We start from the raw sequence: 12329 nt of genomic DNA on the forward strand, positions 1-12329 counted from the left end.
CATAATTTAAGTTTTATTATTTTGACATTTGTTCTGCCATTAATAAAGCATTGTAAGCATTTACAATTTTTCCTGTTTTAGAAATAGTTGAAAAATTTGCTTTATGTTGATCTTCTCCTACTTTTACTTCGTTTTTTAATGGAGTTCCACTTTCCATAATAATTTGTTTTACTTGAGAAGCAGATAACTTTGGATAATATGAACGAATTAAAGCAGCAACTCCAGCTACATTTGGTGAAGCCATAGATGTACCTTGTAAATACTCATAAGTTTGATTTGGAGTAGTAGCATAAATTTGAACACCAGGAGCAAAAATATCTACATTTTTAGTTCCATAATTTGAAAATCCAGCTACTTCATTTATACCATAACTTGGAGCTAATGCACCGATAATTAAAACATTGTTTGAAATTTCAGGAGAACCATCGTAAGAATCACTTGGGTATTTGTTTTCTACATCTAAGTCTTTAGAATCATTTCCAGCGGCAAAGATTACTAAAACGTCTTTTTTAGCAGCATATTTTAATGCATCTTGAACCCATTCTTTGTTTGGAGAGTAATACTTACCAAATGAACCATTGATTACTTTTGCACCATTATCTACAGCGTAACGAATTCCTAGAGCAATATCTTTGTCATATTCGTCGCCATTTGGAACAGCTCTAACGGCCATAATTTTAACATTATTAGCAACACCGTCACCACCTTTGTTGTTGTTTCTTACTTGTGCAACAATTCCAGATACGTGAGTACCATGTTTTGCATCTTCAGGATCTGGTCCAATAACATTATTGTTACCATATTTAGTGTCCTTAATGTCTTCTGGGTTATCTCCTACTATAGAACGACCATCAAAATCTACATTTAAATTGTAGTTTAATTGCCCATAAACAAAGTCTACTCCTGCTTTTATTCTTTTATCAAAATCTTCTTTTGAAGTTCCTGATAAAATTTGTGTAAATATAGCTTTGTATTGTGATAACTTTTCATCTGAAGTTTCTATAGCTTTAACATCATCTAAGTTAAAATTGTCTTTTTTTAGATGCTCTTTTATAGCTTTATCAGCAGCAACAATCATATCAATTTGCTGTTTAGTTTGCATTATGCCAGCTAATTCCTCTTCTAGTTGAGCTTTTGCTTTGTCGTATTCTGGAGTTCCAGGTCCTTTTTTAACAATACGAGTCATTTCTAATTGCTCATTATTGCTGTCTCCAAGGAAATTCCATCCATTAATATCATCGATGTAACCATTTTTGTCATCATCTATTCCATTTCCAGCAATTTCTTTTGGATTAACCCAAATTACACCTTGTAAATCTTCATGACGAATATCTACTCCTGAATCAACAATTCCTACAATTACAGTTGAACCTTTTTTGTTTTTTAGTAATTCAGAGTATGCTTTGTCAACACTCATTCCAGGAACAGTATCTCTTACTAAATCTAAATGACTCCATCTTTTTAAATCATTCTCAGCTAATGGAGTAACTTTTAAAGGTAAAGTATCAATATTTTCTACTGGAGTAGAGATTATTTGTTTTGCACCACCACAACTAGCTAAAACTAATGCTAAAGCAGTTGATAAATAAATTGGTTTTAAATTTCTCATTTATATAGTTTTATTATTCTATTAATTTTATTTGACAAAAATCAATTTAAAAAGTTACATTTCATTGATGTATTAACACTATTTTAAGATTTCATCGCATGTGAAAATTTCTTTTAACCGAACACCTTTTTCTGTGTTTTGAACTGTTATAATTTCATTATGAGCATCGTGTTCTAGAAATAAATAGTAATTGTTTTCTACAGCTTTCTTTAAAAAAATATCTTTTTCATTCATTGATAGTAAAGGCCTAGTATCATAACCAGTAACGTATGGAAGAGGGATATGTCCTAAAGTTGGTAATAAATCAGCCATAAAACAAATAGTTTTTCCGTTATAATTAATCATTGGAATCATTTGTTTTTCAGTATGACCATCGGCAAAGAATATGCCAAATCCTAAATCGCTTTTTTCTAAAAATCCATTTTCTGCTCTTGAAATAAAGTTTAATTGACCACTTTCTTCAATAGGTAAAATGTTTTCTTTTAAGAATGAAGCTTTCTCACGAGAATTTGGATTTGTTGCCCAATCCCAGTGATTTTCATTTGTCCAAAATTTAGCATTTTTGAATCCAGCCTCATAACCCGTTTTGTTTTTATTCCATATAACACTTCCTCCACAATGATCAAAATGTAAATGTGTCATGAAAACATCTGTAATATCATCTCTATGAAACCCTTTTTCTTGTAAAGACTTATCAAGAGAATGATTTCCCCATAAAGAATAATATCCGAAGAACTTATCAGATTGTTTGTTCCCCATTCCAGTATCAATTAAAATTAATCGATTTCCATTTTCAATTAATAAACAACGAGCTGCAATGTCAATTAAGTTATTTTCATCGGCAGGATTTGTTCTATTCCAAATAGTTTTTGGTACAACACCAAACATGGCACCACCATCTAATTTGAAATTACCAGATTCAATAGGGTAAAGATTCATTTTTTTAAAATTTACGCAATTTACAAAATTTGGAATGAATATAGATTTTATGGTAGTTATAAATAAAAATTATGAAAGAATAAGTTATAAAAATGTTATGAAGCCTTGTAATAAGCATTATATGAATTATATTTGCAGTTAATTTAGACAAAATCAAAATAAGTATGATTAAAGTATCTGATACAGCTAGCAAAAAAATAGTTGAAATGATGAAAGACGACGGCTTTGATGCTACTCAAGATTATGTTAGAGTTGGTGTTAAAAGTGGTGGTTGCTCTGGTTTGTCTTATGAATTAAAATTTGACAAAGAATTAGGTGAAAATGATAAGGTTTTTGAAGATAATAATATTAAGATAGCGGTAGAGAAAAAAAGTTTTTTATACCTTGTTGGAACAATATTAGAATTTTCAGGAGGTTTAAACGGAAAAGGTTTCGTTTTTAATAATCCAAATGCACAACGTACTTGTGGTTGCGGAGAATCTTTTTCACTTTAAATTTAAAAAATGAATAAATATACTGAAGACGACTTAAAAGTCGAATTACAAAACAAAGAATACGAATACGGATTTTATACTGATATAGAATCGGAAACGTTTCCTATTGGTTTAAATGAAGATATAGTTAGGGCAATATCAAAAAAGAAAAATGAACCAGAGTGGATGACAGACTGGAGATTAGAAGCTTATAGAGCTTGGGAAGAAATGATAGAACCAGAATGGGCAAACGTGCATTATACTAAACCTGATTTCCAAGCTATTTCGTATTATTCTGCACCTAAAAAAGCAGATCCAAATAAAACGTTAGATGATGTTGATCCAGAACTTTTAGAAATGTATAAAAAGTTAGGGATTTCAGTTGACGAACAGAAAAAAATAAACAATGTTGCTATTGACATTGTAGTTGATTCTGTCTCAGTAGCTACAACTTTTAAGAAAACACTAGCAGAAAAAGGAATTATTTTTATGAGTATTTCTGAGGCAATTCAGGAATATCCAGAATTAGTTCGTAAATACTTAGGAACAGTTGTTCCGCAAAAGGATAATTTTTATGCAGCATTAAATTCAGCTGTTTTTTCAGATGGTAGTTTTTGTTATATTCCAAAAGGAGTTCGTTGTCCAATGGAATTATCAACATATTTCCGTATTAATCAAGGAGGAACTGGACAGTTTGAAAGAACACTAGTAATTGCTGACGAGGGAAGTTATGTTTCATATCTTGAAGGTTGTACTGCTCCAAGTCGTGATGAAAATCAATTGCACGCAGCGGTTGTAGAATTAATTGCTTTAGATAATGCAGAAATAAAATATTCAACTGTTCAAAATTGGTTTCCTGGTAATAAAGAAGGAAAAGGCGGTGTTTATAATTTTGTAACCAAGAGAGGTATATGTGAGAAAAACGCAAAAATATCTTGGACACAAGTAGAAACAGGTTCGGCAGTAACTTGGAAATATCCTTCTTGTATTTTGAAAGGAGATAATTCAATAGGTGAGTTTTATTCAATTGCAGTTACTAATAATTACCAACAAGCAGATACTGGTACAAAAATGGTACATTTAGGGAAAAACACTAAATCTACTATTATATCAAAAGGAATTTCTGCTGGGAAGTCGCAAAATAGCTATAGAGGGTTAGTGCAAATTTCATCAAGAGCTGAAAATGCACGAAACTTTTCTCAATGTGATAGTTTGTTAATGGGTAATGAATGTGGAGCACATACTTTTCCTTATATTGAAAGTAAAAATGCATCTGCAAAAATAGAACATGAAGCAACTACTTCAAAAATTGGAGAAGATCAAGTTTTTTATTGCAATCAAAGAGGAATTCCAACAGAAAAAGCGATTGCGCTAATTGTAAATGGATTCAGTAAAGAAGTTTTAAATAAATTACCAATGGAATTTGCTGTTGAAGCTCAAAAACTATTGGAAATTTCATTAGAAGGTTCAGTTGGATAATGAATAAATCAGTAATTATAATTGGTTCGTCTCGTAAAAATGGAAATACAACAAGAATAGCTGATGCGATTGCTGACCAATATAATATAGATATAATAAACTTGAGTGATTATAATTTTTCTTATTATGATTATGAAAGTAAAAATAAAAATGATGATTTTTTCATACTAATAAAAAGTATAATTGAAAAGTACAATACTTTGATTTTTGCAACACCAGTATATTGGTATAGTATGAGTGGAATAATGAAAGTGTTTTTTGACCGCTTTTCCGATTTATTGCGAATTGAAAAAGAAACAGGCAGAAAATTAAGAGGAAAAAACATGGCAGTCATTTCAAATTCACATGATGACGAATTAGAAAATGATTTTTATATTCCTTTTCAAAAATCAGCAGATTATTTAGGAATGAAATATTTAGGCGAAAAACATTTTAATGCAGATACGCCAAAAGAAAAACAAAATTTAGAATTAGCTTTTATATAAAATAAAGACAATGTTACAAATTAAAAATTTACACGCTTCAGTTGAAGATAAAGCAATATTAAAAGGTATAAATCTTGAAGTTAAGGCAGGCGAAGTACATGCTATAATGGGACCAAATGGTGCTGGAAAATCAACGCTATCTTCTATTATAGCTGGAAATGAAAATTATGAAGTTTCTGAAGGGGAAATTTTTCTTGATGATGAGGAAATATCAGAATTAGCACCAGAAGAAAGAGCACATAAAGGGATTTTCTTGTCTTTTCAATATCCTGTTGAAATTCCAGGTGTTTCGGTAACTAACTTTATCAAAACAGCTATCAATGAAAGTAGAAAAGCAAAAGGACTTGAAGATATGCCTGCTAATGAAATGTTGAAGAAAATACGTGAAAAATCAGAATTGTTAGAAATGGATAAAAAATTCCTTTCTCGTTCTTTAAATGAAGGGTTTTCTGGAGGAGAAAAGAAACGTAATGAAATTTTTCAAATGGCAATGTTAGAACCTAAAGTAGCTATTCTTGATGAAACGGATTCTGGATTAGATATTGATGCTTTACGTATTGTTGCAAATGGAGTTAACAAATTAAAAAGTAAAGATAATGCTGTTGTTGTAATTACGCATTATCAACGATTATTAGAATATATTGTTCCTGATTTTGTTCATGTTTTAATGGATGGAAAAATAGTTAAATCTGGAGATGCTTCTTTAGCTTTAGAGTTGGAAGAAAGAGGATATGACTGGATAAAAGCAGAATTAGTGTAAAGTCTCAAAAAGGAGAGGTTCGATAATTTGAAGGAATAGTTCTTGACTAAAAGCAAGAAAAATCATGAAATTACTGAAAACCCAAATTTTTAAAAAAGACTTTCAATTTTAAGACAAAAAAAATGGATTTAAAAGATAAATTACTTTCGTCATACATTGCATTAGAAGAAAAAATAGACATGGATTCTAATTTACATGATGTACGTAACCAAGCTATAAAAAACTTCGAAGCTAAAGGATTTCCTACTAAAAAAGAAGAAGAATGGAAGTATACTTCATTAAATGCTGTGTTGAAAAATGATTTTTCTGTTTTTCCGAAACATGAAAATGCAATTGAATTTCCAGCAGTAAAAAAATATTTTCTTCACGAAATAGATACTTATAAATTAGTGTTTATTGATGGTAAATTCAGCTCATTTTTATCTTCAACAACACATGAAGGAATCGATGTTTGTTTGTTATCATCAGTGTTGACAAAACCAAAATATAGATTAGTTCTAGAAACATATTTCAATCAAATAGCTAAAAAGGACGAATCATTAACGTCATTAAATACAGCATTTGCGCAAGAAGGAGCTTTTATTAATATACCAAAAAGTAAAGTTGCAGATAAACCTATTGAAATAGTTTATTTTTCTACGGGAACAGAAGCAGCCTTAATGGTACAACCAAGAAATCTAATTGTAGTTGGAGAAAATGCACATGTTCAAATAATAGAACGTCATCAAAGCTTAAACGAGAACCCAGTTTTAACAAATTCTGTAACAGAAATTTTTGCACAAAAAAGAGCTAATGTAGATTATTATAAAATCCAAAATGATGTACAAACGGCTAACTTAATTGATAATACGTACATTGCTCAGAAACAAGAAAGTAGAGTAGCTGTTCATACTTTCTCTTTTGGAGGAAATATCACAAGAAACAATTTGAATTTCTATCATCAAGGAGAACGAATAGATTCTACTTTGAAAGGAATTACAATTATTGGAGATAAACAACACGTTGATCATTTTACTTTAGTGCATCATGCACAACCAAATTGCGAAAGTCATCAAAATTACAAAGGTATTTTTGGAGATAGTTCAACAGGTGTGTTTAATGGTAAAATATATGTTGAAAAAGAGGCACAAAAAACAGATGCTTTTCAGCAAAATAATAATATTCTAATTAGTGAAAAGGCAACAATTAATGCTAAACCGCAATTAGAAATTTTTGCAGATGATGTAAAATGTTCTCATGGTTGCACAATTGGCCAATTAGATGAAGGCGCTATGTTTTACATGCAACAACGTGGTATCCCTAAAAAAGAAGCCCGTGCATTGTTAATGTATGCTTTTTCTAATGAAGTAATTGAAAGTATAAAAATACCAGAATTAAAACAAAGAATCACAAAAATTATAGCTACCAAGTTAGGCGTTAAAATGGGATTTGAGTTGTAATTTAATAAAAGCATTATATATATTTATAAAAAGTGTTTCCTAAACTAGGAAACACTTTTTATTTTATAATTGTGATATTTGTTTTTTAACCTTTATTTATTCCAATTTTAAATAATCAAGTTGTAAATTTGTACTCAAATTGATTTAACATGTTTGATGTTCAAAAAATAAGAACTGATTTTCCAATTCTTTCTCAGCAAGTAAATGGAAAACCTTTAATATATTTCGATAACGGTGCCACTTCTCAAACTCCTCAAGTAGTAATAGATACTATTGTTGATTATTATTCAAGATATAATGCTAATATTCATCGTGGAGTGCATACACTTAGTCAATTAGCAACAGACGCTTATGAAGAAGCACGTTTTAAAATTCAAAAGCATTTTAATGCAAAGCATAACTACGAAATAATTCTAACTTCTGGAACGACAGAAAGTATAAATTTGGTTGCGAATGGCTTTGCATCAATTTTACAAAAAGGAGATGAAATTATTGTTTCTGCATTGGAACACCATAGTAATATTGTGCCTTGGCAAATGATTTGTGAAAACACAGGTGCTATTTTGAAAGTGATTCCGATGAGTTTAGAAGGTGAATTAATTATGGAGGAATATGATAAATTACTTTCAAATAAAACGAAACTAGTTTTTTGTAATCATATTTCAAATGCTTTGGGTACTTTAAATCCAATAGAATATATTATAAAGAAAGCACATGAAGTTGGTGCTGCTGTTTTAATTGATGGAGCACAAGCTTGTCCTCATTTGAAACCAGATGTTCAAGCATTAGATGTTGATTTTTACGTGACTTCTGCTCATAAAATGTGTGGTCCAACAGGTGTTGGAATGTTGTATGGAAAAGAAGAATGGTTGCGAAAATTACCTCCTTATAAAGGTGGAGGAGAAATGATTGCAACTGTAACGTTTGAAAAAACAACGTATGCAGATTTGCCTCATAAATTTGAAGCAGGAACACCAAATATTTGTGGTGGAATTGCTTTTGGTGCAGCTATAGATTATATGAATGCAATTGGGTTTGATAATATTTCGGCTTATGAGCATGAATTATTAGTACATGGAACAGAGAAACTTCAAGAAATTGAAGGAGTTACTATTTATGGACCAAAAGACTTAACAAAGAAAGCATCCGTAATTTCATTTAATATTAATGGAATTCACCCTTATGATATTGGCACGATTATAGATAAACTAGGTATAGCGGTGCGCACAGGACATCATTGTGCGCAGCCTATAATGGATTTTTACAAAATACCAGGTACAATAAGGGCTAGTTTTGCATTTTATAATACTAAGGAAGAAATTGATATATTTGTAGAAGCCGTAAAAAAAGCAAAAATGATGTTATCATAAACAAACAACAAATAAAACATGAAAGCAATTACTATTCTATCAGCATTAATAATTACACTATCAAGTTGTAATTGTCAGAAGAAAGCAACAGAAGCTACTTTGGTATCAGGAAAAGAAAATACTGAAAAAGAAATAGAATTAGAAAAAAACAGTGAAATGACTACAATTCAGAGTTTACCGTTATTTGAGTATGAATCAATGTCTAGAGGTTATTTCAATAAGATAACAGTTGATGCAACTAAGCTTTATGTTAAAAATTCTTCAGAAGGAAAACCCGTTTCTTCAGTATTAAGTGCAGAAGATATTCAAGCATTAGAAGCGGCCTATAAAGAAATTGATTTAGAAGAATTACCGAATTTAAAAGCACCTACAGAAAAGCGTTTTTTTGATGGAGCTCCAATGACAAATTTAAAAATAACAAGAGGTGACCAAGTTTATCAAACACCAGATTTTGATGGAGGTTCTCCACCTAAATATATTGAAAAACTAGTAAATACAATATTAGAAATAGCTAATAAAAATAAATAAGGATGACAATAGAAGCCATACAAGAAGAAATTATAGATGAATTTTCTATGTTTGATGATTGGATGCAACGTTATGAATATATAATAGAATTAGGAAAAACGTTACCATTAATTGATGAACAATATAAAACTGAAGAAAATATTATTAAAGGATGTCAATCTAAAGTTTGGGTTCATGGAGAAGTGAATGATGGAAATATCGTTTTTACTGCTGATAGTGATGCCATTTTAACAAAAGGAATTATAGCTATTTTGATTCGTGTTTTTTCTAATAAAACACCTCAAGAAATTTTAGAAGCAAATACTAATTTTATAGATGAAATAGGGTTAAAAGAACATTTATCTCCAACAAGAGCTAACGGATTAGTATCAATGATAAAGCAAATAAAAATGTACGCTTTAGCATTTCAAGCAAAACAATAATTAATTTAAAAACATGTAATTTAGAAATTATTTCTAAATATTGAAAGTAATAAAAAATGGAAGAATTTAACGATACAATTAATTTAGGAGAAAACGTTGTAAAGGTTTTGAAAAGCATTTATGATCCAGAAATTCCAGTTGATATATATGAATTAGGATTAATCTATGATGTGATGATTAATGAAGATAATGATGTAAAAATATTAATGACACTAACATCACCTAATTGTCCTGTTGCAGAATCATTACCTTTAGAAGTTGAAGAAAAAGTAAAATCTATTGATGAGGTAAAAACTTGTGAAGTAGAAATCACTTTTGATCCACCATGGAGTAAAGATTTAATGAGTGAAGAAGCAAAATTAGAATTAGGAATGCTTTAAAATCCAGAGAATAGTGTTCTGTATTCCATTAACATTTGTTGTTGAGAGTATTGAACACTATTACTGAATACTAAAAATGGCACGTTTTCAACCAAAATCTTTAAACGACAATCAAAAAATCGGATTAAAATCTACTTTTAATTCGCTTTTTTTTATACCTCGTTTTTTTAAAGAAATTTGGAAGACAAATAAAAAATTGTTTTTTGCATCTGCTTTTTGTAGACTAATTGCTGCTCTTCTTCCAGTAATAATTCTATGGATTGGTAAAATTATAATTGATGAAATTATAAGAATTACAACAAATTCAGAAACAGATTATTCAGAACTTTGGAAGTATGTTGTAATAGAGTTTATTCTGATTGTTTTGTCAGATTTAGTTAGTAGAGCTATTTCGTTAACAGATGGAATATTAGGAGATCAGTATAACATTCAAACTTCAATTCAAATTATTAAAAAGACTAATGAAATAGATATTAGCCTTCTTGAAAATTCTGAATTTTATGACAAACTAGAAAGAGCAAGAACTCAAACAATGGGTCGTGTTGATTTAATGTCAAATGTTTTAGGTCAGGCTCAAACAACAATTTCGATTATTACCTTAATTGCAGGGTTAATTTATTTTGAACCGTATTTAATTATTTTATTAATATTGAGTATTATTCCATCATTTATTAATGAAGTACGCTTTAGTCAACAACAATATTCATTAGCCAGAAGTTGGACAACTGAAAGAAGGGAATTAGATTATCTTCGGTTTATAGGAGCTAATGATAAAACAGCAAAAGAGATAAAACTTTTTGGGTTGACTGATTTTGTAGTCGAACGCTTTCAAGTTTTAGCGAATAGGTATTTTAATCTAAATAAAAAATTAGTTATTAAAAGATCAAGTTATGGTTTTTTATTTAATGTTTTAGGTTCTATTAGTTATTATGCTGCTTATGTTTTTATTATCTATCGTGTTTTATCTGGTGTAATTACATTAGGTGAATTAACGTTTTTATCAGGAAGTTTTAATCGATTAATGAAAAGTTTGCAAGACTTTTTTTCAAAGTTTACTAGAATCTCTGAAAGCGCCTTATATTTAAAAGATTATTTTGATTTTATCGATATTTCTTCCGAACCAAAGCATAGCGAAGATATTCCGTTGCCAAAAACAATTCAGAAAGGATTTGAGTTTAAAAATGTTTATTTCGCATATCCAGAATCAGAACATCAAATATTAAAAGATATAAGTTTTACTATAAATGCAGGAGAAAAAATTGCATTTGTTGGACAAAATGGAGCAGGAAAAACAACTTTAACAAAGTTATTACTTCGTTTTTATGAACCTACTTCAGGAGAAATCTTGTTAGATGGAGTCAATATAAATCGATATAATAAAAGCGATTATCAAGCTTTTTTTGGTGTTTTATTTCAAGACTTTTTTCGTTACGAATTTACGGTTAAAGAAAATATTGCAATTGGAAAGATTGATGAAATTCAAAATATTGAACGAATTGAAAAAGCAGCAAAACTTAGTTTGGCAGATGAAGTAGTTTCTGAATTAGTTTTAGGCTATGAACAACAATTAGGAAAACGTTTTGTAAAAGGTCAGGAATTATCTGGTGGACAATGGCAAAAAATTGCATTAGCAAGGGCATATATGAAAAATGCTGAGGTAATGATTTTAGATGAGCCAACATCGGCTCTTGATGCAAAAGCAGAAAGTGAAGTTTTTGAACGCTTTATACATTTAATTGAAAATAAAACAAGTGTAATTATATCACATCGTTTTAGTACTGTTCGTCAAGCAGATAGAATTTTAGTTTTAGAAAACGGTAAAATTTTAGAAGCAGGAACCCATGAAGAACTCATGAAAAATAATAAATTGTACGCAGAATTATTTACCCTTCAAGCAGAAGGATATCAATAAAAAATAGTATGGAAAAAGATATTATAAATAAAGTAGCAAATAGTAAGCTTGAAGTTTTTGATTTAGAAGATTATTTTCCAAAAGAAGAAATCGTTACTATAGATATTTCTCAGTGGCTTTATGAAGGTTTTATTTTGAAAGAAAAAGATTTTCGAGAGCTATTAAAATCATTTGATTGGTCAATTTATTCAGAAAAAGGAATAGTTCTTTTTTGTAGTACAGATGCAATATTACCTGCATGGACTTTTGCTTTAGTAGCTTCATATTTAATTCCTTTTGCCAAACAAATTATACACGGAAATGAGCATGATTATTTATTACTTCATTATAATAAAGTTTTAGAATCAATTGATTTTTCAAATTATCAAGATAAACCAGTTATTTTAAAAGGATGTTCTAAAAAACCTGTTCCAAATGCAATTTACACATTGGCAATTCAAAAATTATATCCTTTTTCAAAGAGTGTAATGTTTGGTGAAGCTTGTTCTGCCGTGCCTTTGTATAAATCTAATTTGAAGTAAATAGTTATTCTT

Annotated in this window: 13 protein-coding genes; 11 read left to right on the forward strand and 2 right to left on the reverse strand. The window is 29.6% G+C overall.

All coding sequences use genetic code 11. From position 1 onward, the window contains the following. Window positions 1-16: 16 nt before the first annotated feature. Both SY27_RS11725 and SY27_RS11730 read right to left on the reverse strand, forming a co-directional pair. Window positions 17-1609, reverse strand: coding sequence for a S8 family peptidase (locus SY27_RS11725; protein ID WP_045970506.1), 1593 nt, complete (start codon window positions 1607-1609; stop codon window positions 17-19). A 78-nt stretch (window positions 1610-1687) separates the two neighbouring features. Beyond that, window positions 1688-2548, reverse strand: a complete 861-nt coding sequence (locus SY27_RS11730; RefSeq protein WP_045970508.1) for an MBL fold metallo-hydrolase — start codon at window positions 2546-2548, stop codon at window positions 1688-1690. Window positions 2549-2712: 164 nt separating this feature from the next. On the opposite strand from SY27_RS11730, the gene SY27_RS11735 reads away from it, so the two are divergent. From SY27_RS11735 to SY27_RS11785, 11 genes are all read left to right on the forward strand, one after another. Further along, window positions 2713-3042 carry an iron-sulfur cluster assembly accessory protein gene (locus SY27_RS11735; protein WP_045970510.1) on the forward strand — a complete coding sequence of 110 codons (330 nt, stop codon included), beginning with the start codon at window positions 2713-2715 and terminating at the stop codon, window positions 3040-3042. A 9-nt stretch (window positions 3043-3051) separates the two neighbouring features. Then, entirely contained in the window at window positions 3052-4500 is a 1449-nt protein-coding gene (sufB, locus tag SY27_RS11740) for a Fe-S cluster assembly protein SufB (RefSeq protein ID WP_045970513.1), read from the forward strand. Next, window positions 4500-4985 (forward strand): flavodoxin family protein, encoded by a 486-nt coding sequence (locus SY27_RS11745; protein ID WP_045970515.1) that lies wholly within the window; start codon window positions 4500-4502, stop codon window positions 4983-4985. The genes sufB and SY27_RS11745 overlap by 1 nt, the downstream gene beginning before the upstream one ends. Before the next feature lie 10 nt (window positions 4986-4995). Beyond that, entirely contained in the window at window positions 4996-5745 is a 750-nt protein-coding gene (gene sufC / locus SY27_RS11750) for a Fe-S cluster assembly ATPase SufC (RefSeq protein ID WP_045970517.1), read from the forward strand. A gap of 122 nt (window positions 5746-5867) precedes the next feature. Continuing rightward, on the forward strand, window positions 5868-7184 hold the full coding sequence (sufD, locus tag SY27_RS11755) for a Fe-S cluster assembly protein SufD (RefSeq protein WP_045970518.1): 1317 nt from the start codon (window positions 5868-5870) through the stop codon (window positions 7182-7184). Between the two features lie 149 nt (window positions 7185-7333). Further along, window positions 7334-8554, forward strand: a complete 1221-nt coding sequence (locus tag SY27_RS11760; protein ID WP_045970520.1) for an aminotransferase class V-fold PLP-dependent enzyme — start codon at window positions 7334-7336, stop codon at window positions 8552-8554. Between the two features lie 18 nt (window positions 8555-8572). Continuing rightward, complete coding sequence (locus SY27_RS11765) at window positions 8573-9082, forward strand: hypothetical protein (protein WP_052705308.1); 510 nt, start codon at window positions 8573-8575, stop codon at window positions 9080-9082. A gap of 2 nt (window positions 9083-9084) precedes the next feature. Next, complete coding sequence (locus tag SY27_RS11770) at window positions 9085-9504, forward strand: SufE family protein (RefSeq protein WP_045970522.1); 420 nt, start codon at window positions 9085-9087, stop codon at window positions 9502-9504. Between the two features lie 56 nt (window positions 9505-9560). After that, window positions 9561-9884, forward strand: a complete 324-nt coding sequence (locus SY27_RS11775) for an SUF system Fe-S cluster assembly protein (RefSeq protein ID WP_045970524.1) — start codon at window positions 9561-9563, stop codon at window positions 9882-9884. A gap of 76 nt (window positions 9885-9960) precedes the next feature. Then, the gene (locus SY27_RS11780) at window positions 9961-11796 is read left to right on the forward strand and encodes an ABC transporter ATP-binding protein (RefSeq protein ID WP_045970526.1); all 1836 of its coding nucleotides are present in this window, start codon (window positions 9961-9963) and stop codon (window positions 11794-11796) included. Between the two features lie 8 nt (window positions 11797-11804). Next, entirely contained in the window at window positions 11805-12317 is a 513-nt protein-coding gene (locus SY27_RS11785) for a DUF2480 family protein (protein WP_045970528.1), read from the forward strand. Window positions 12318-12329 lie beyond the last annotated feature (12 nt).

It is taken from the genome of Flavobacterium sp. 316, assembly GCF_000967805.1.
GTDB classification, from domain to species: domain Bacteria; phylum Bacteroidota; class Bacteroidia; order Flavobacteriales; family Flavobacteriaceae; genus Flavobacterium; species Flavobacterium sediminilitoris.

Coding starts and splice junctions, on each gene's coding strand:
- SY27_RS11775 (WP_045970524.1), top strand. CDS start 9,561: ATGGAAGAATTTAACGATACAATTAATTTAGGAGAAAACGTTGTAAAG.
- sufD (WP_045970518.1), top strand. CDS start 5,868: ATGGATTTAAAAGATAAATTACTTTCGTCATACATTGCATTAGAAGAA.
- SY27_RS11745 (WP_045970515.1), top strand. CDS start 4,500: ATGAATAAATCAGTAATTATAATTGGTTCGTCTCGTAAAAATGGAAAT.
- SY27_RS11735 (WP_045970510.1), top strand. CDS start 2,713: ATGATTAAAGTATCTGATACAGCTAGCAAAAAAATAGTTGAAATGATG.
- SY27_RS11785 (WP_045970528.1), top strand. CDS start 11,805: ATGGAAAAAGATATTATAAATAAAGTAGCAAATAGTAAGCTTGAAGTT.
- SY27_RS11760 (WP_045970520.1), top strand. CDS start 7,334: ATGTTTGATGTTCAAAAAATAAGAACTGATTTTCCAATTCTTTCTCAG.
- SY27_RS11780 (WP_045970526.1), top strand. CDS start 9,961: ATGGCACGTTTTCAACCAAAATCTTTAAACGACAATCAAAAAATCGGA.
- SY27_RS11730 (WP_045970508.1), bottom strand. CDS start 2,548: ATGAATCTTTACCCTATTGAATCTGGTAATTTCAAATTAGATGGTGGT.
- SY27_RS11770 (WP_045970522.1), top strand. CDS start 9,085: ATGACAATAGAAGCCATACAAGAAGAAATTATAGATGAATTTTCTATG.
- sufC (WP_045970517.1), top strand. CDS start 4,996: ATGTTACAAATTAAAAATTTACACGCTTCAGTTGAAGATAAAGCAATA.
- sufB (WP_045970513.1), top strand. CDS start 3,052: ATGAATAAATATACTGAAGACGACTTAAAAGTCGAATTACAAAACAAA.
- SY27_RS11765 (WP_052705308.1), top strand. CDS start 8,573: ATGAAAGCAATTACTATTCTATCAGCATTAATAATTACACTATCAAGT.
- SY27_RS11725 (WP_045970506.1), bottom strand. CDS start 1,609: ATGAGAAATTTAAAACCAATTTATTTATCAACTGCTTTAGCATTAGTT.